Below are 17,526 nucleotides of genomic sequence, written 5' to 3' on the forward strand. Positions count from 1 at the left end.
GCGGCGACGACTCAGCACATCTCGTCGAGCGAGACGAACGCGTCGGCGTCGGCGGTCAACCACGCCTCCATTCGGTCGCAGCAGCTGTCGCGCCGGGGGTAAACGGTCACTTGGTCGGGGCTCCCTCGATAGGTGACGACGACGCTATGGAGGTAGCAATCCCCGGTGGTATCCGCGCCGGTGCGGTCAGCGGTCCCTGCAACCGAGTCCTGAGAGGCGGGCACTTCTGACATTCGCCGTCACCTATACACACGCGACGGTGATTACATAACCTTCACTAAGTGTGGTAGTGATTGACAATACCCGTTGGTTACAAAACGTTGCACCAAGTGGGAGTACGGAGTGATACATAGCTTCGGTTCCCCTCGCGCGGGTGTGGATTCCACAGTTCCGCGGGAGAATCCGCCCCGCCGGGCGACTTCTGCCGGCGGAGACGGGTTGAAGTGCCCGGGACCGCCATCTGGCTGTCGATGGTCGATCCCACGTCCGATTTGGAAGAGAACGTAGACCCCGAAGACGCCCCGACCTGCGCGACGTGCGGGGAGCCGGTTGCCAACAATCCGACGCACCGCGTCGTCACGTGGGTCGAAGACGACGCCGTGCAGGCGCGGCACTTCTGCGACGACGACTGCCGGGACGCGTGGGACGACGAACGCTGACGCTCTCCTGACGACACGTCTGGCCTTCGGCACGCCGGCCGCGGCGCGGCGCGCCCGCGACTACTCGACCGACGACCAGAACCGGTCGAGGCCGAAGCCGAGCATGTCGGGACTGACCGGCCTGAACTCCTCGCGCTCCTGTTCCGGCAGGTAGTCGCGGACGCCGTTCCACGAGTCGCGGGCGTACCGGGCGTCAACGAAGACGCGGACGCCGACCTCGTCGGTCCCGCGGATGACGCGCCCGATGGCCTGCCGCGCCTTTCTGACCGCGGGCACCGTGAGCGCCGTCTCGAAGCCGTTTCCGAACTCGCGGTCGTAGGCCGTCTTCACCGCGCGGGTCCGCGGCGACGACGTGTTGATGAGCGGGACGCCGCAGACGACGGCGGCCGAGAGCTTGTCGCCGCTGTAGTCGACGCCCTCGGTGAGCGTGCCGCGGAGGCTCGTCACGAGCACCTTCCCGTCGCCGCCGAAGAAGTCGCGCTTGAGCCGCTCCGTGGCCCCGTCGTCCGACGACTCGTCGAGGAGGACGGGCTTGTCGACGCGGGCTTCGAGCGCGCCCGCCATCCACTCGGCCTCGGCGTAGTTCGGCATCCCGACGAGGACGTTGCCCGGCGAGCGCTCGCACACCTCGACGGCGGCGTCGGTGTACGCGAGCCGCGTCTCGTTTTCCTCGCCGGGCGGCCCGCGGTTGCTGTGGGTGAACTTCGGCACGTCGACGGCGAAGCTCGCGCGGTTCGACTCGGGGAAGCCGAGGCCGAACGTCCGCTCGGCGACCGGGCGGCCGTCGTCGGCGAGGGCGTCGAGGCCGGTCACGCGGCGGAACACGTCGATGGGTTCGAGCGTCGCGCTCATCAGGACGCCGCCGCCGAAGTCGCCGAGGCGCTCGGCGATGGCCTCGCCGGGGACGCAGTTGTGGACCGACAGCCGGGCGTTGTACGCGCGACGCCACGACTCCGGCGGCTCCATCTCGTCCCACGTCCGCTCGAGCTCGATTTCGCGGAAGTGCTTTTCGTGGTCCGCGTAGGCCCACGTCGCCAGCGCCCGCCCCGCCGCCGGCGCGGCCCGGCGCTTGTCGTCTTCCTCCACCGAGTCGAGGATGCGGGCGACCGCCGAGCCGGTCGCCTCGGCGCGGACCCACGTCCCCTCGTCGTGGCCGCTCTCCTCGGCCCACTCGGTGAGTTCGTCGACGCCGGGTTCCTCGGGGTCGCGCAGGGGGAGTTCCTCGTCGTCGAGTTCGGTGAGGTCGGCGCGCCAGCCGACGTACTCGCGGTCGAGGTGCGCGGTCACGCGGCGGTCGAGTTCCTCCCGGAGGTCGCGGATGAAGTCCCGGGTCTCCTCCAGTTCGCGGAGCGTCACGTCGGCCTCTTGGAGCTCTCCGCGGACGAGTTCGGCGTCGACGGTGGACTTGCCGGCGTCGTCGAACTTCACGGGCTGGATGACGCGGGTGAACTCGCTTTCGGCGTCGCGGAGCGTCCGGTCGCCGACGCCGACCGAGACGAGGTCGCGGACGCGGGGTTCGAGCATGTGCGCCTCGTCGCAGATGACGAACGTCGAGTCGTCGACGAGCGCGCCGGTGAAGGTGCCGACGGTCGTCGGGTCGAACGCGTGGTAGTAGTTGCCGACGACGACCTCGACGTTGGGCAACAGCGCGCCCATCACCGAGTGGGGACACGACCCCGCGCCCGCGGCCAGCGAGACGAGGTCTTCGGTCGCGATGAGGCCCTTATCGTCGAACTCGAAGGGAACGGCCTCGATTGGGTCGCCGTCTTCGGGGAGGTCAGCGAGGAAGTTCGCGTAGAACGGGCAGTACTCCACGTCCTCGTAGTCCGGCATCGACTTGGGGTACGGCGTCGGGTCGCCGGCGGTTTCGAGGTAGTTCGGGCCCGCGGTGGTCGAACCGGTGTCGAGGAGGCCGGTCTGTTGCTCGCGGGCGTCTTTCGCGAGCGCCTCGGCGCTGGTCCGGCCGCCGTCGCCGACGAGCCCGCGGGTCCGGTCGCGGAGGCCCTCACAGCGGTCGTAGACGGTCGCGTCGTCGATGCCGCCGCAGCCCTCGCGGCTGTAGGGACACACGTCGGACTTGCCGACGAGCGTGAGTCCCGAGACGGGTTTCCAGTCGCTCGGGAGGTTCTCGTTGATGGTTCGGAGGTCGGCTTCGAACTGCCGGAGCTGTTGTTTGACGCTCGTGAGGACGAAGACGCGCTCGTAGTCGGAGTCCGGGTCGCGGACGAGGTCGATGCCGGCGGTGAGCGCGAGCATCGTCTTGCCGGTCCCGCACGCGCCCTCCACGACGGCGAACCCGTCGTCTCGGGCGGTCTGTATCGCGGTCTCGATTCCGTCGGCCTGCTCCGGGTACGCCTCCGGGTGGCCGAACACCTCCTGCCAGGTCACGCTCTGTGGTCCAGTTGCGACGGCCATAGGGGTGTCGGTGACTGGCCGCGGACTCGCACTTGAACGTTCGCGCGAGGGATGGCGGCCGGGCCGGCGACGCTATTCGAGGAAGGCGGCGATCGCCTCGGCGAACGCCTCGCGGTCCCCGCCGTCGCCGCCGACGCAGACGACGAACGGCGCGGCGGCGGCGTACACCTTCATCTCGCGCCCCTTCTCGGAGTAGCGGGTGCCGGCGACGCGGACGAGGTCGGCCTCGATGAGGTTCCCGAGGTGGTGGCGGGCGTTCTGGACGGAGGTCTCGACCCGCTTCGAGAGTTCGGTCGCCGTCGCCGGCGAGTCCTGCAGACACGACAGCAGGTCGCGGGCGGTGTCACAAGAGAGGCAGCCGAGGAGTTGCTCCGTCTCGTCGTCGTCGAGCCAGTGGACGCGCGGGGCGGTCTCGACGCTCGAATCGACGGTCCCGTCGGACGGGAGCAACCCTGACATACAATCGACATTTCGGTGGGGGAAGTAAACCGTTTCGGGAGGTCAGGCGCTCGACGGGTCGGTCCGGTCGACTCCCGGCAGTCGGTTCACCGCGTAGAGAACCGCGAGCGCGGCGACGAACACCGCGAGTCCTCCGGCGAGCGTTCTGAAGACCGCCTCGAAGGCGTAGTTTGCCTCGGTCAGGAAGCCGACCGCGCCGCTCCCGTTGGCCTCCAAGAGGAGCGCCGCGCCGCTGAACACGGCGTAGGCGCTCCCGCGGGCGTCGCTCGGCAGCGACGAGAGCATGAACGTGTCCAGCGCGGGAAACAGGCTGTGGATGACGTAGCCGAGCACCGCGACGACGACCGCGACGGCGACGAAGCCCTGCGCGTAGGTCAGGGCGACGAGTGCGCCGATGAAGGCGACGAGCAGGCCGAAGATGTAGGGGACGTGCGGGAGTTTGTCGGCGAGTCGGCCCGACAGCGAGAACGCGGGGACGCCGGCGGCGAAGACGATGGTGAGCATCGTGCTCGCCGTGGCGGCGTCGAACGCCTTCGCCTGCGTCATGTACGACACGAGGAAGTTGAACAGGCCCTGCCAGACGAACCCCGCGGGCGCGATGAGGAGGATGCCCGTGAGGATGAGCTTCCAGTGGCCGAGCGCGGCCGAGAAGTCGCGGTCAGCGCCCGTGCCGGCCCCCGCGCTCCCGTCGCGGGAGACGGCGTAGAGGAGGAGCGTCACGAGCGCGGCGGCGGCGGCCAGGACCCAGAACGTCTCGCGCCACGTGTACGACGCGAGGATGATGACGACGACGGGCGCGGCGACGACGGCGGCGACCTGGCTGGCCGCGCCGTGGATGCCGACCATGCGGCCGACGCGCTCGGGGAACAGTTCGCCGACGAGCGGGGTCGCGGAGACGAAGTACGCGCCCGAGGCGAGGCCGAGGCCGAACGCGCCGATTTGGAGGGTCAGCACCGACGTCGCGCTCGCGGTGAACGCCGCGGCGACGACGAGCAGCGTGCCCGACCCGAGGACGACCTTCGACCGCGAGACGCGCGTGAGCAGGTAGCCGACGGGGATTCGCGGGATGGCGGTCCCGAGCCAGACGAGGCTCGTCACGACGCCGATGGTCGCCGGGCCGACGGAGAACTGCGTCTGGAGCGTCTCGACGAGCGGCGGGAACGCGACGCGGCCGAAGTTGACGAGGAAGACGAGACCGCAGAGAGTTCCGAAGAGGCGGCGAGTCACTACCCCGGATTCAGTCGCCGCCGTGTCAAGCGTTGCGAATCCGACCCGCGACCACATGTGTTAACGCGGCCCCGGGCCAACGGGGGCGTATGATTACGAGTCGACGCATGGCCGCGGTCGACCTGAACGCCGAGGCGCTCGGCGTGCCGCGGAAACAGCTCATGGAGTCGAGCGGGAACGCCGTCGCGCGGGCCTGCCGCGACCTCGCGGACCCCGGCGCGTCGGTCGCAATCGTCGCCGGACGCGGCAACAACGGGGGCGACGCGCTCGTCGCCGCGCGGTTCCTGAAGGCGTACGACGTGACCGTTCACCTGCTCGGCCGCCCGGAGACGATTTCGACCGACATCGCCCGCGAGAACTGGGACGCCCTCGTCGCGGGCGAGGCCGACCGGCGGACCGTCGCCGACTCGGCCGCCTTCGACCTCGGCGACCCCGACCTCGTCGTGGACGCGATGCTCGGAACCGGCGTCGCCGGCGCGCTCCGCGAACCCGAGGCGACGGCCGCCCGCGCCATCAACGAATCGGCTGCGACCGTCCTCGCGGTCGACGTTCCCTCCGGCGTCGACGCCGACACGGGCGAGGCGGCGGGTCTCGCGGTCGACGCCGACCGCGTCGTCACCTTCCACGACGACAAGCCCGGTCTCGGAAACCTCGACTGCGAGGTCGTCGTCGCCGACATCGGCATTCCCGAGGCGGCCGAACTGTTCACCGGCCCCGGCGACCTCCTCGCGCTCGACCGCGACGCACAGAGCCACAAGGGCGACCACGGCGACGTGCTCGTCGTGGGCGGCGGCCCGTACACCGGCGCGCCCGCGCTCGCCGCGCAGTCGGCCCTCAGAGCCGGCGCGGACCTCGCCCGCGTCGCCTGTCCCGAAGCCGTCGCCCGCGAGGTGCAGGGCTACTCCGAGAACCTCATCGTCCGCGGCTTCTCGGGCGACCGACTCGCGCCCGAACACGTCCCCGACCTCCTCGATTTCGCCGCCGACCGCGACGTCGTCGTCTTCGGCCCCGGTCTCGGTGACGCCGACGAGTCGCTCGACGCGGTCCGCGAGTTCCTCGCCGCCTACGACGGGACCGCCGTCGTCGACGCCGACGCCCTGCAGGTCGTCCCCGAGGTGGAGACCGAGGCGACCCTGATTTGCACGCCCCATCAGGGCGAGTTGCGGAAGATGGGCGGCGAGACCGACGCCGACTGGGAGACGCGGCGCGACCTCGTCCGCGAGTTCGCCGCCGACCTCGGCCACGCGCTCCTCGTGAAAGGCGCGTACGACGTGGTCTCCGACGGCGACGGGGTCCGCGTCAACCGGACCGGGAACCCCGGCATGACCGTCGGCGGGACCGGCGACGTGCTCGCGGGCGCGACCGGCGCGCTCGCGGCCGTCTTGCCCCCGCTCGACGCGGCCGCCGTCGCGGCCTACGCGAACGGCCGCGCGGGCGACCTCGCCGCCGAGGAGTTCGGCGGCGGCCTCGTCGCGACCGACCTGCTCGAACGACTGCCTGCGGGCCTCCGAGGTGACGCGGAATGAGCGACGACCGCGCCGGTTCGGAGTCGAACGACTCGGACGACCGCGACCTGACCCACGTCGACGAGGAGGGCAACGTTCAGATGGTCGACGTGGGGGCGAAGCCGGACACCCGCCGCCGCGCGGTCGCACGCGGGACCATCCACCTCAGCGCCGACACCGTTCGGGCCATCCGCGACGACGAAATCGGGAAGGGCGACGTGTTGGCGACGGCCCGAATCGGCGCGATTCAGGCCGTCAAACACACGTGGGAGACGATTCCGATGTGCCACCAGATACCCATCACGAACGTCGACACCGAGTTCGAGGTGGCCGACGAGTCGGTCGCGCTCTCCGTGACGGTCGGCACGACCGGCAAGACGGGCTGTGAGATGGAGGCGTTAGAGGGCGTGACGACCGGCCTCAACGTCGTCTGGGACATGGTGAAAGCCGCGGAGAAAGACGACGACGGCCAGTATCCGGGGACGCGAATCTCGGACGTCGAAGTCGTCACGAAGGAAAAAGAGACGCTCGACTGAGTCGGGTCGGCGGTCCGACTTCCGCCGTCCGCGCCGAGGCGGGCGGCTCCGACGGTCCGACTCAGGCCGAGTCGGCCGGCGCGGAGAGGTCGGCGGCCTTCGCCCGCGCCTTCTCGACGATTGCGGGGCGCGCCTCGAACTCGACGTGGACCTGTTCGCCCTCGTACTCCTCGGCCTCGACGTGGGCGTGGTCGTAGAGCCACGAGACGAGGCTCATCGTGTCGTCGGCCATCGGCAACAGGAGGCGCTCGCGCTTCCACGCGGGCAGTTCGCCCTCGACGCGGTCGGCCAGTTCCTCGACGTTCTCGCCGGTCAGCCCCGAGACGGCGACGGGGTTGGGCGCGAGCGCCGACAGCGCCGCGCGCTTTTCTTCGAGTTCCTCGGCCTCGACCTTGTCCACCTTGTTGAACACGGTCACGATGGGAGCTTCGTTTCGCTCGTAGAGCGTGTCGTGGCTCGTCACCAGCTTCTCGCGCATCTCCTCGATGGGCTCGGAGGCGTCCACGACGAGCAACACGAGGTCGGCCCGGTAGACCGAATCGAGCGTGGACTTGAACGACTCGACGAGCCAGTGGGGGAGGTCCGAGACGAATCCGACGGTGTCGGTGAGAAGCACGTCTCGCTTGCCCGTCTCGGCGCGGCGCGTGGTCGTCCCGAGCGTCGTGAACAGCTTGTCTTGGGACTCCGCGGTCGGGTCGAGGTCCGGGTGGAGGTCGTCGTTCTGGCCGACTTCGAGGTCGGCGGCGAGCCGCTGCATCAGCGTCGACTTCCCGGCGTTCGTGTAGCCCGCGAGGGCCACGAGGTCGAAGCCGGACTCGCGGCGCTGTTCGCGTCGGGTCTCCTCTTTGTCCGCGATGGCGTCCAGTTCGTTCTTGATGCGCGAAATCTGGGCCTTGATGTCCTGCTCGCGGCTCTCGTCGTACTCGCCGAGCCCCATGAACCCGGGGCGCTCGTCGCGCTTCGCCAGCGACGCCTTCGCCTCGGCGCGGGGCAGTTCGTAGCGTAGCTCGGCGAGTTCGACCTGTAGCTGCGCCTTGCGAGTGTTCGCCCGCTGGCCGAAGATTTCGAGGATGAGCGTGAAGCGGTCGATGACCTCCACGTCGTCCGGGAGCTTCTGGGCGATGTTGTACGTCTGGTAGGGGCCCAGTCGGTTGTCGAAGACGACGGCGGCGGCGTCCTCGCGCACGACGAGCGACGCTAACTCGCCGACCTTCCCTTCGCCGAAGTGGAACGCGGCGTCCTCCTCGCGGGTCTGGGTGAGTTCGCCGACCACCTCGTAGCCCGCCGCGCGGGCGAGGTCGGAAATCTCCGTGAGGTCGGCGTCGCCGCGGTCGACGCGCTTCGCGACGACGACGCGACTCATCGCCGCACCTCGATTGTGGGGTACGTAGCCTGCACTGTGTCAGTCGGTACTAGCCGCCGGAGGCACTTAAGCCCCGCTCGGCCGGGGTCACGCGTCGAGATGGCGTCCCGTCACCTCCCGTTCCATGGCCGCGTTTGGACGCCGGGACTCTTGTAGGTTGCCCGGATGCGACCTGACAGTTCGGTGATGGCGACAGTCTCCCCACAAATCACTTATACCAACGGGCGGGATGTTCGCCGTATGGACCCCTTGCAACTGAGCATCGACCCGCAGCAGCTCGGCATCGAGTTCGGGAGCGGGGCCGTCATCGGCGGCATCATCGGCTTCGCGGCCAAGAAAATCGCGAAGCTCATCGCCGTCATCGTCGGCCTCGAACTCGCCGTGTTCAAGTTCCTCGAATCGCGGGGCATCATCACCGTCGACTGGGAGCGCCTCACCGGCGGCCTCGTGAGCGCCACGCAGGACGCCGCGAGCGGCGCGCCGCCGGACTGGATTTCGACGATTCTGTCGACGCTCTCTATCTCCGCCGGCTTCTCCGGCGGCTTCCTCGTCGGCTTCAAGAAGGGGTAGTTCGCGTTCGAGACTCGCCGACGCGCCTCAGAGTTCGTCTTCGTCCTTGACGATGCGCGTCTCGGCCGTGCCGCTCGTGATGTTGTTCACCTTGTCGTAGAAGTCGTTTTGCATCCCCGCGGGGAACGTGATGACGCCGACCCACGAGCCGTCGTTCTGCCACTCCTCGCGTTCGAGGTCGCCGTAGCTCCGAATCTGCGCCTGTCCGCTGCCGGCGTACTCGGCCGGGAGTTGGACGGCGACGGTGACTTCGGCGAACTTGATCGGCAACACGGGTCGGAGCGCGTCGAGCGCGTCGTCGACCTGCGACTCGACCGGCTCCATCGGGTCGATTTTGAACCCGGCCTCTTCGAGCGCGCGCTCGATTCGCTCCGGCGGGTGCGGCGAGTCGTTCATCTGCGGGTTGACCGCGTTGCGGGCGATGCGGTTGATGAGCGACTTGCGCTTCTGTTCTTGCATCTCGCGGCGCTGTTCGGCCGTGATCTGAATCTCCCCTTTCTTGACGACCTCGGGGATTATCTGGAGCGGGTCGGTCGTTCCGAACACCTTCTCGAGGTCGTTCTCGGCGGGGCGGTCGCCGCGGGAGGCGTCCTCGAACACGTCTTCGGCGGCGATGACCTCTTCGAGGTCGCCGTCGAACTCACCGCGCTTTATCGAGAGCGCCGCGTCGGGGTCGATGAGCACCTCGAACCGCGCGCCGTGAGATTCCAGGCGGGCCGTGACTGCCTCGTCGAGTGAAATCATAGGTTCCGATACTCTCTCCGTGGTAAAAAGCCCTCGCCGACCGACTCCCCCGACAGCGTCTCGCGAAATTCGCCGCGACCTCGTTCGGAGCAATCGTTATGCTCGCCCGCACCCCACGTCTCGGTATGAGTTCGCAGGCGTCGGAGAAGTCCCTCGAAGAACGGCTCGACCTGTTCATGCGGCGGAACTTCCCCCAAATCGAGATGCACGGCGGCGACGCGGGTATCGAAGCCATCGACGAGGAGACCGGAGAAGTGTGGATTTCCCTCACCGGCGCGTGTTCCGGCTGCGGCATCTCGCCGATGACGATTCAGGCGCTGAAGGCGCGCATGGTCGCCGAGTTCGAGGAGATAGACGCGGTCCACGCCTCGACCGGCGGCTTCTACGACGACGAACCGGGCGCGGGGTTCGAACCCGACGTGTCCGACGCGCCCTTCTGAGCCGTCTTCTGACATCGCTTTTCGACCGAACCGTCCCGACGAGCGACGCCGGCGACACTGCCCCGAGCGCGCGCCGCGCCGTCGCTCGCCGTGGGAGACAACTGGGGAACCGAGTCGAGTCGAGCGGACGCCGAGTTACGCGGCGGCTTCGATGATGTCGACGAGGTCCTCTTTGCTCTGGACGCCGATGACCTCTTTGACCTGCTCGCCGCCGGCGTAGAACTGCAGGGTCGGGACGCTGCGAATCCCCTGCTCGCGGGCCAGCTCTTGGAGTTCGTCGATATCGACCTTGGCGACGACGGCGTCGGTCTCCTCGGCGATTTCCTCCACGGTGGGTTCGAGCATCTTACACGGGCCGCACCACTCGGCGTGGTAGTCCACGAGGACGACCGCGTTGTCGGCGATGAGTTCGTCGAGGTGGTCCGAACTCTCGACGTGGACGGGTGCATCGGTTGTCTTCGGAGTGCTCATACCACCACGTATCGGCGCGACACTCTTACCCATTGCGCCTGTTTGCGTGACGGTGCACGACCCCGAAACTCCGTGTTCGCGGCGAAACCGGCCGGATTCGGGGAGCGAGGCTCAGCAGTCGTAGGTCAGGAGCACGCCGTCGTCGACGCGCTCCACGCCGCGGAGCGATAGCCTGGGGAAGTCGGCGACGAAGCCCTCGCCGTCGGCGAGGGTCGGCGCGTCTCGGCCGCCGATGACCATCGAACCGACGTAGAGGGTGAGTTCGTCGACGAGGCCGGCCTCGAACAGCGAGAAGATGAGCTCGCCGCCCCCCTCGACCATGAGCCGCTCGACGCCGCGCGATTCGAGCGCGTCGAAGGCGTCGGGGAGTGACACTCGCTCCGCGCCCGCGACGACGAGTTCGGCCCCGGCCGATTCGAGCGCCTCGCGGCGAGCGTCGGGCGCGGCCTCGGAGACGAGCACGTAGGCCGTCGCCGCGTCGTCCAGAATCCGGGCGTCGGTCGGAGTTCGGGCGCGCGAGTCGGCGACGACGCGCGCGGGGTGGGGCGGGTCGCCGCGGTCCTCGCGGGCGGCGACGAGGTCGGGGTCGTCGAGCGCGAGGTGCGGGTCGTCGGCGAGGACGGTCCCGACGCCGACGGCGACGGCGTCGGCCGCCGCGCGAATCTCGTCCACGCGGTCGAAGTCGTCGTCGCCGCTTATCTTCACCTGCTCGCGGCGGCGAGACGAGAGCTTGCCGTCGAGGCTGGCGGCGGCGTTGACGTGGACGTGCATACTCGCGGGTCGTCGCCGCGTCGAAAACGCCTTTCGGTGGGGTGCCGTCGCAGTATTGCCGGACAGGAATTAAATAGGCCTCTGTGGTACATTGTGTCATCTATGACTGCCAAGGTCCTGATGCTGGGGTGGGGGTTTCCGCCGAACGTCAGCGGCGGACTCGACACGCACGTCGGCGAGATGTTCGAGCGACTCGACGACCGCGAGGACGTGGACATCGAACTCGTGCTTCCCGCCGAGTACGCGCCGGACCGCGAGGGAATCGTCGGGGTCCCGACCGGCGAAGGAGACATCATCACCCGAATCGGACGGCTGGGGTCGACGTTCGCCGAGCGCGCCGCCGACGCCGACATCGTCCACACCCACGACTGGTTCGGCTACGGGCCGGGGTCGCGCGCGAAATCGAACAACGAGGACGTGGAGTGGGTGACCACGTTCCACTCGCTTTCGTCCGACCGCAACATCGACCCGCCGCAGCGGGAAGTCGAGACCGAGCGCCGAATCGCCGAGCGCTGTGACCACCTGCTCGCGGTGAGCGAACTCCTCGCCGACAAGGTCAAACGGGAGTACGGCGGCGACTGCCACGTCATCTACAACGGCTTTTCGGAGTGCGAGACGACGGGGCGCGACCTCAAGGAGGAACTCGGCATCGGCGGGAAGATGCTGTTTTTCGTCGGCCGGCACACCGACCAGAAGGGCATCTCGCACCTCGTCTACGCGATGGAGAAACTCGCCCGCGACGACGTGACGCTCGTCATGGGCGGGTCGGGTCACCTCACCGCCCAACTCAAGCGCTTCGCCGAACTGCTCGGCGTCGAAGACCGCATCAAGTGGGCCGGCTACGTCCCCGAGGAGGCCCTCGGCGACTACTACGCCTCGGCGGACCTGTTCGTCTCGCCGTCGCTGTCCGAGCCGTTCGGCATCACCATCGTCGAGGCGCTCTCGACCGGCACGCGCGTCGTCGCCACCGAGAGCGGCGCGGCGGAGGTCCTCCCCGAGGACTGCGTCATCGAGGTCGAACCCGACTCGCGCTCTATCGCCGACGGCATCGAGTACGGCCTCTCGCTGGAGGGGAAGCCGGAGTACGAACCGTACACGTGGGACCGGGTCGTCGACGAGACGGTGGAGTACTACCACAGCATCCTCGACGGGGACACCGACGTCTCGGCCGGGGCGGAAAACGAAGTCGAAGCCAGCGACGCGGACGCCGACGAGGCGGACGCGAACTGAGCGGGCGACCCCCGTTCAGCGGAGGAGTCGCACGTCGGTCACCGGCTCGGGGTGGCGAATCCGGTAGCCACCGCGGGTCGGCACCATCCCTTCTCGCGGCATCGTGCCGCGGGCGGACTGATACGGCGAGTCGTCGGTCTGGACCGACTGGTACGGCGAGTCGTACGCCGACTGGTAGGGGCTGTCCGACGACTGGTACGCGCTGTCGGTGGCCGCCTCGGCGTCGAATCCCTCCGGCGGGAGGTAGATTCGCTCGCCGGACGCCGAGCGGACGACGACCGCGGTGTCCTTGTCGCCCTCCATCACGATGGTCGTCCAGCCGTCCTCGATGGTCACGGAGAAGGAGACCTCCTCGTCGTCGGCGTCGGCGTCCGGGGTCTCGTCGTTCGACATACGACTCCAACTGACACGCGAGCACTTAGTGATTCGCCCGCCGGTCGCCGCCCGCACGCCCGGCAACACTTTTTATCCGACGGGGGCGAATCCCGACTCGATGGAACTCGACCAGCACGCCGAGGAGCTTGCCTCCGCCCTCGGTGTCGACAAAGAGGAGGTCAAATCCGACCTGCAGAACCTCCTGCAGTACAGCGTCCCGCTCGACGAGGCGAAACAGAGCGTCCGCCGCAAGCACGGCGGCGGAAGCTCCGGCGGCAGCGACGGCGCGCCCTCGACGAAGCGAATCGCCGACATCGACCCCGACGGCGGCAACGTCTCCGTGACGGTCCGCGTGCTCACCGTGGGCACCCGCTCTATCGTCTATCAGGGCGACGAACAGACCATCCGCGAGGGAGAACTCGCCGACGAGTCCGGCGTCATCTCCTACACCGCGTGGCAGGACTTCGGCTTCGAACCGGGCGACTCCGTCGTCATCGGTAACGCCGGCGTCCGCGAGTGGGACGGGAAGCCCGAACTGAACATCGGTGCGTCCTCGACGGTCGGCGTCGAGTCCGAGACGGTCGAGACGCCCTACGACGACCGCATCGGCGGCGAGGCCGACCTCATCGACCTGCAGGCCGGCGACCGCGGCCGAACCGTCGAGGTCCGCGTCCTCGAAGTCGACTCGCGCACCATCGACGGCCGCAACGGCGAGACGACAATCCTCTCGGGCGTCGTCGCCGACGAGACCGGCCGGCTCCCCTTCACCGACTGGGCACCGCGCCCCGACGTGAAAGAGGGCGCGAGCGTCCGTCTCTCGGACGTGTACGTCCGGGAGTTCCGCGGCGTGCCGCAGGTGAACCTCTCGGAGTTCACGACGCTCGAGGCCCTCGACGACCCCGTCGCCGTGACCGACTCCGCGCCCCGCCTGAAAATCGGCGAGGCCGTCGACGCCGGCGGGATGTTCGACGTGGAAGTGCTCGGCAACGTCCTCGAAGTGCGCGACGGCTCCGGACTCATCGAGCGCTGTCCCAAATGCAGTCGCGTCGTCCAGAACGGCCAGTGCCGACAGCACGGCGAGGTCGACGGCGAGGACGACATGCGCGTGAAGGCGATTCTCGACGACGGAACCGGCACGGTGACCGCCATCCTCGACCGCGACCTCACAGAGGAGATCTACGGCGGGACGATGGCCGACGCGATGGAGGCCGCCCGCGAGGCGATGGACAAGGAGGTCGTCGCCGACGACATCGCCGACACGCTCGTCGGCCGCGAGTACCGCGTCCGCGGGAACCTCTCGGTGGACGAGTACGGCGCGAACCTCGAAGCCGACGAGTTCGAGGAGACCGACGACGACCCGGCCGAACGCGCGGCCGCCCTCCTCACGGAGGTGCGCGCATGAGCGCCTCGCCGGTCGTCGGCACGCGGGAAATCGCCTACCGCGTCTTCGCCGCCGAGTTCGACGACGCCTCGCTTTCGTACTCCGAGAGCGACGAGGAGCGCGCGCCGAACTACGTGGTCACGCCCACCGGCGCGCGACTCAACCGGACGTTCGTCGCGGGCGTGCTCACCGAGGTCGAACACGTCAACGACGAGGTGCTCCGCGGGCGCATCGCGGACCCGACGGGCGCGTTCGTCACCTACGCCGGGCAGTACCAGCCGGAGCCGATGGCCTACCTCGACGCGGCGACGCCCCCGGCGTTCGTCTCGCTCGCGGGCAAGGCCCGGACGTACGAACCGGACGACGCCGACGTGGTTTACTCCTCGGTCCGCCCCGAGAGCGTCAACACCGTCGACGCCGACGTGCGCGATCGCTGGATCGTCTCGGCCGCCGAGGCGACGCTCCGCCGTATCGCGGTGTTCGACGAGGCGCTGTCGATGTCCCACCGCGGCGACGACCTGACTCGCGCGCTCGAAGCGCGCGGCGTGGACTCGACGCTCGCGGAGGGCGTCCCCCGCGCCATCGACCACTACGGGACGACCCGAACCTACCTCGAAGCCCTGCGCGAAGTCGCCGTGCAGGCGCTCGAACTCGTCGCGGGCGACCGCGACCAAGTCGACCCCCTCGACGTCGCCCCCGGTGACGGCGGGGACGCCGTCCTCGGCCCGCTCCCCGAACTCGACCTCGAACCGGCCGCGAGCGTCGATATCGAGGTCGGCGAGGCGGACGCGGACGACGGGGACGAACTCGACGACTCGGAGCCCGACGCGGGCGAGTTCGACGCCGACCCGGACGCCGAGCCGGTCGCTGACGCCGACGCGGAATCCGAGCTCGACGCCGGGGCCGACACCGACATCGAGTCCGAGCCCGTCGCAGAGCCAGAGACCGACTCCGTCGCGGACGCCGAACCCGAGTCGGAGCCCGCGCCCGACTCGGAACCCGTCGCCGCCGAGGCGACCACCGCGACCGAGAACCAGCCGGCGTCCGAGTCAGAACCGGAGACCGCGCCGTCGACGACAGCTGACGCAGAGCCGGAACCTGCCGCGGAACCCGAATCTGACGCAGAGCCGGAACCCGCGGCGGAACCCGACCTCGCGTCCGACTCGCTCGACGCCGACTCGGAGCCCGACTTCGACGCCGGCTCGGACGACGGCGCGCTCGGCGACTTCGAGGACGGCGCCACCGACGCGGAGACGGCCGACGCCGACACCTTCGGCGGCTCCGACGACGGCACGCTCGGCGACTTCGAGGACGGCTTCGACGACCCCGAACCCGAGACGGACGCGTCGGCCGCGGCGGCCGACGAGTCGTCAACCGACGCGGCGACCGACTCCGCGACCACCGACGCCGACGAGTCGGTCGACCCCGACGGGATGTACGAACTCGACGAGGACGAGCGGGCCGAAATCGAGTCCGAGTTCGGCACGGAGTTCACCTCCGGCGCGGACGTCGACCCCGCCGGCGAGGCGGACATCGACGTGCCCGACGCGGACGACCTCACCGAGCAACTCGAATCCGAACCCGTCGCCGACGAACCGGAGCCGGAACCCGCGGCCGACGCCGCCCCGGAACCCGAACCGGCGGTCGACGCCGAACCGGAATCCGAACCCGAGCCGACGCTCGACGTCGGGTCGGACGACGCCGAGAGCGAGGCCGACGCCGACGAAGCCGCCGAGGACATCGACCTCGAATCGGTCGTCGTGGACGCCATGGACGACCTCGACGACGGCGACGGCGCGTCCCACGACGAGGTCGTCGCGGCCGTCGTCGACGAGTACGGCGCGGACCCCGGCGCGGTCGAAGACGCCATCCAGGAGGCGCTCCTCGGCGGTCGGTGCTACGAGCCGCAGGACGGCGTGCTGAAGGCCATCTGAGGCCGTGCCCGGACCGCTCGTCAAACCGATTCCCGGCCACCCGGCCGCGGTGGCGCGGACGAGCAGACGCGGGTTCCCCGAGCGCTCGCTCGTCGTCGCCGACTACCACGCCGGCATCGAGGCCGGCCTGCGGTACGAACGCGGGGTGGAACTCCCGTCGAAGGCCGCGGTCCGCCGCGAGCGCCTGCTGTCGCTTCTCGACCGGACCGACGCCGACCGACTGGTCGTCCTCGGCGACCTCGGCCACCGCATCGGCGACCCGAAGGGAGACGAGGCCGAGGAACTGCGCGAGTTCGCGGACGCCGTGGCCGACCGCGCCGAACTGACGGTCGTCCCCGGCAACCACGACGGCGGCCTCGCGGCGTTTTTCGGCGACGACGTGGAGGTGACAGACCCCGCGGGCGTCCGCCTCGGCGACGTGGGATTCTGCCACGGCCACACGTGGCCCTCGCGGGAGGTGCTCGCCGCCGACGTGGTCTGTTCGGCTCACGAGCACCCGGCGGTCAGGCTGGAGGACGAGGTCGGCGGCGCGCGGAAAGAGCGCGTCTGGCTCCGCGGCACTCTCGCTCCCGAGGTGTTCGCGGAGCACTACGAGGTCGACCCCGCGGAGGTGGCGCGGGCCGACGCCGAACTCGTGGTGTTCCCGGCGTTCAACGACACCTCGGGCGGGACGTGGGTCAACGTCCCCGGTCAGGGATTTCTCTCGCCGTTCCTGCCCGACGGCCTCGCGGACGGGGAAGCCTACCTGCTCGACGGCACGCGGTTGGGCGACTACCGGAACGTCTGAGGGGCCGAAACCGTCGCGGTCGTCACACGCGACTTCCCGCTTTTTTCGACTCCTACGCGAAGGCGAACGTGAGAGTGCCGAGGACGAACACGGAGACGGCCGTCACGTTGGCGAGTCGTTGCCAGCCGGTCCACTCGCGGAAGAACTCCGGCACGCCCTCCTCTCGTTCTTGCACGGCGTAGCCGACGAACCAGACGGTCGTGAGCACCAGCACCGCCGCGAAGACCAGTTGCCACGCCGCGAGGTCGCCCCGCTGATTGCCGAGGACGATAAGGAGATTGCCGCCGGTGAAGCCGGCCTGCGACAGCCAGAACGACCGTTCGGGAGTCACATCACCACCGAGTACAGTTGGAGGGCGACGCCGAACGCGTAGAGCGCCGCGCCGACGATGACAAGGTAGACGAGCGGGCCCCAGTCCGACGGGACCCGAGCGCGGTCGGGGTCGCGGAGGGCGACGACCGACGCGTAGCCGACCACGACGACGCCCGCGGCCGCTGCGGCGGTGTTGATACCCACGTCTCCCGCGGAAACGTCGAGCGCAATATCGACGGCGGCACAGAGACCGAAGACGAGGAACGCGGACCAGTAGACTCGTTTCGGGGACACGCCCGAAATTGATTCACGGGCGACATGAATCTCCCGGTCGGGACCGCCCCGAG

At 69.3% G+C, this 17,526-nt stretch carries 20 protein-coding genes; 9 read left to right on the forward strand and 11 right to left on the reverse strand.

Annotation, left to right across the window (positions count from 1 at the left end):
* Positions 1–11: 11 nt before the first annotated feature.
* The gene (locus C454_RS15630) at positions 12–233 is read right to left on the reverse strand and encodes a DUF7511 domain-containing protein (protein ID WP_049905220.1); all 222 of its coding nucleotides are present in this window, start codon (positions 231–233) and stop codon (positions 12–14) included.
* Between the two features lie 237 nt (positions 234–470).
* Here C454_RS15630 and C454_RS15635 point away from each other — a divergent pair, with 237 nt between their 5' ends.
* On the forward strand, positions 471–659 hold the full coding sequence (locus C454_RS15635; RefSeq protein ID WP_049905241.1) for a DUF7576 family protein: 189 nt from the start codon (positions 471–473) through the stop codon (positions 657–659).
* Positions 660–719: 60 nt separating this feature from the next.
* Here the strand turns inward: C454_RS15635 and C454_RS15640 are convergent, their stop codons facing one another.
* The 3 genes from C454_RS15640 to C454_RS15650 all read right to left on the reverse strand — a co-directional run bounded on the left by C454_RS15640 (position 720) and on the right by C454_RS15650 (position 4,760).
* Positions 720–3,074, reverse strand: coding sequence for an ATP-dependent DNA helicase (locus C454_RS15640; protein ID WP_004977172.1), 2,355 nt, complete (start codon positions 3,072–3,074; stop codon positions 720–722).
* A 72-nt stretch (positions 3,075–3,146) separates the two neighbouring features.
* Positions 3,147–3,533, reverse strand: coding sequence for an ArsR/SmtB family transcription factor (locus C454_RS15645; RefSeq protein ID WP_049905221.1), 387 nt, complete (start codon positions 3,531–3,533; stop codon positions 3,147–3,149).
* Between the two features lie 42 nt (positions 3,534–3,575).
* Positions 3,576–4,760 carry an MFS transporter gene (locus C454_RS15650; protein WP_004977174.1) on the reverse strand — a complete coding sequence of 395 codons (1,185 nt, stop codon included), beginning with the start codon at positions 4,758–4,760 and terminating at the stop codon, positions 3,576–3,578.
* An 89-nt stretch (positions 4,761–4,849) separates the two neighbouring features.
* Here C454_RS15650 and C454_RS15655 point away from each other — a divergent pair, with 89 nt between their 5' ends.
* Positions 4,850–6,286, forward strand: a complete 1,437-nt coding sequence (locus C454_RS15655) for a bifunctional ADP-dependent NAD(P)H-hydrate dehydratase/NAD(P)H-hydrate epimerase (RefSeq protein ID WP_004977175.1) — start codon at positions 4,850–4,852, stop codon at positions 6,284–6,286.
* A complete protein-coding gene (gene moaC, locus C454_RS15660; RefSeq protein WP_004977176.1) occupies positions 6,283–6,801 on the forward strand; it encodes a cyclic pyranopterin monophosphate synthase MoaC in 519 nt (172 codons plus the stop codon). Before C454_RS15655 ends, moaC begins: the two co-directional genes overlap by 4 nt.
* A gap of 61 nt (positions 6,802–6,862) precedes the next feature.
* On the opposite strand, the gene hflX is transcribed toward moaC, so the two are convergent.
* Complete coding sequence (gene hflX / locus C454_RS15665) at positions 6,863–8,164, reverse strand: GTPase HflX (RefSeq protein WP_004977177.1); 1,302 nt, start codon at positions 8,162–8,164, stop codon at positions 6,863–6,865.
* Positions 8,165–8,404: 240 nt separating this feature from the next.
* Here hflX and C454_RS15670 point away from each other — a divergent pair, with 240 nt between their 5' ends.
* Entirely contained in the window at positions 8,405–8,734 is a 330-nt protein-coding gene (locus tag C454_RS15670; protein WP_004977178.1) for an FUN14 domain-containing protein, read from the forward strand.
* 27 nt (positions 8,735–8,761) lie between these two features.
* Here C454_RS15670 and C454_RS15675 read toward each other — a convergent pair whose 3' ends face one another.
* The gene (locus C454_RS15675) at positions 8,762–9,478 is read right to left on the reverse strand and encodes a ribosome assembly factor SBDS (protein ID WP_004043594.1); all 717 of its coding nucleotides are present in this window, start codon (positions 9,476–9,478) and stop codon (positions 8,762–8,764) included.
* 125 nt (positions 9,479–9,603) lie between these two features.
* Between C454_RS15675 and C454_RS15680 the strand changes: the two genes are divergently transcribed.
* Positions 9,604–9,918 (forward strand): NifU family protein, encoded by a 315-nt coding sequence (locus tag C454_RS15680; protein ID WP_004977179.1) that lies wholly within the window; start codon positions 9,604–9,606, stop codon positions 9,916–9,918.
* A 135-nt stretch (positions 9,919–10,053) separates the two neighbouring features.
* Here the strand turns inward: C454_RS15680 and trxA are convergent, their stop codons facing one another.
* Both trxA and C454_RS15690 read right to left on the reverse strand, forming a co-directional pair.
* A complete protein-coding gene (gene trxA, locus C454_RS15685) occupies positions 10,054–10,389 on the reverse strand; it encodes a thioredoxin (protein ID WP_004977180.1) in 336 nt (111 codons plus the stop codon).
* A gap of 111 nt (positions 10,390–10,500) precedes the next feature.
* Positions 10,501–11,160, reverse strand: coding sequence for a 2,5-diamino-6-(ribosylamino)-4(3H)-pyrimidinone 5'-phosphate reductase (locus C454_RS15690; RefSeq protein ID WP_004977183.1), 660 nt, complete (start codon positions 11,158–11,160; stop codon positions 10,501–10,503).
* Between the two features lie 120 nt (positions 11,161–11,280).
* On the opposite strand from C454_RS15690, the gene C454_RS15695 reads away from it, so the two are divergent.
* Complete coding sequence (locus tag C454_RS15695; RefSeq protein WP_004977184.1) at positions 11,281–12,390, forward strand: glycosyltransferase family 4 protein; 1,110 nt, start codon at positions 11,281–11,283, stop codon at positions 12,388–12,390.
* A 15-nt stretch (positions 12,391–12,405) separates the two neighbouring features.
* Here the strand turns inward: C454_RS15695 and C454_RS15700 are convergent, their stop codons facing one another.
* Complete coding sequence (locus C454_RS15700; protein WP_004977185.1) at positions 12,406–12,783, reverse strand: DUF7510 family protein; 378 nt, start codon at positions 12,781–12,783, stop codon at positions 12,406–12,408.
* Positions 12,784–12,883: 100 nt separating this feature from the next.
* Between C454_RS15700 and C454_RS15705 the strand changes: the two genes are divergently transcribed.
* The 3 genes from C454_RS15705 to C454_RS15715 are packed head-to-tail and all read left to right on the forward strand — an operon-like array spanning position 12,884 to position 16,867.
* Positions 12,884–14,167 carry a Single-stranded DNA binding protein gene (locus tag C454_RS15705; RefSeq protein WP_004977188.1) on the forward strand — a complete coding sequence of 428 codons (1,284 nt, stop codon included), beginning with the start codon at positions 12,884–12,886 and terminating at the stop codon, positions 14,165–14,167.
* On the forward strand, positions 14,164–16,080 hold the full coding sequence (locus C454_RS15710; RefSeq protein WP_004977189.1) for a hypothetical protein: 1,917 nt from the start codon (positions 14,164–14,166) through the stop codon (positions 16,078–16,080). The genes C454_RS15705 and C454_RS15710 overlap by 4 nt, the downstream gene beginning before the upstream one ends.
* A 4-nt stretch (positions 16,081–16,084) precedes the next feature.
* Complete coding sequence (locus C454_RS15715) at positions 16,085–16,867, forward strand: metallophosphoesterase (protein ID WP_004977190.1); 783 nt, start codon at positions 16,085–16,087, stop codon at positions 16,865–16,867.
* A gap of 52 nt (positions 16,868–16,919) precedes the next feature.
* On the opposite strand, the gene C454_RS15720 is transcribed toward C454_RS15715, so the two are convergent.
* Both C454_RS15720 and C454_RS15725 read right to left on the reverse strand, forming a co-directional pair.
* On the reverse strand, positions 16,920–17,198 hold the full coding sequence (locus C454_RS15720) for a hypothetical protein (RefSeq protein ID WP_004977194.1): 279 nt from the start codon (positions 17,196–17,198) through the stop codon (positions 16,920–16,922).
* Positions 17,195–17,473, reverse strand: a complete 279-nt coding sequence (locus tag C454_RS15725; RefSeq protein ID WP_004977195.1) for a hypothetical protein — start codon at positions 17,471–17,473, stop codon at positions 17,195–17,197. Before C454_RS15725 ends, C454_RS15720 begins: the two co-directional genes overlap by 4 nt.
* Positions 17,474–17,526 lie beyond the last annotated feature (53 nt).

It is taken from the genome of Haloferax gibbonsii ATCC 33959, assembly GCF_000336775.1.
GTDB lineage: Archaea > Halobacteriota > Halobacteria > Halobacteriales > Haloferacaceae > Haloferax > Haloferax gibbonsii.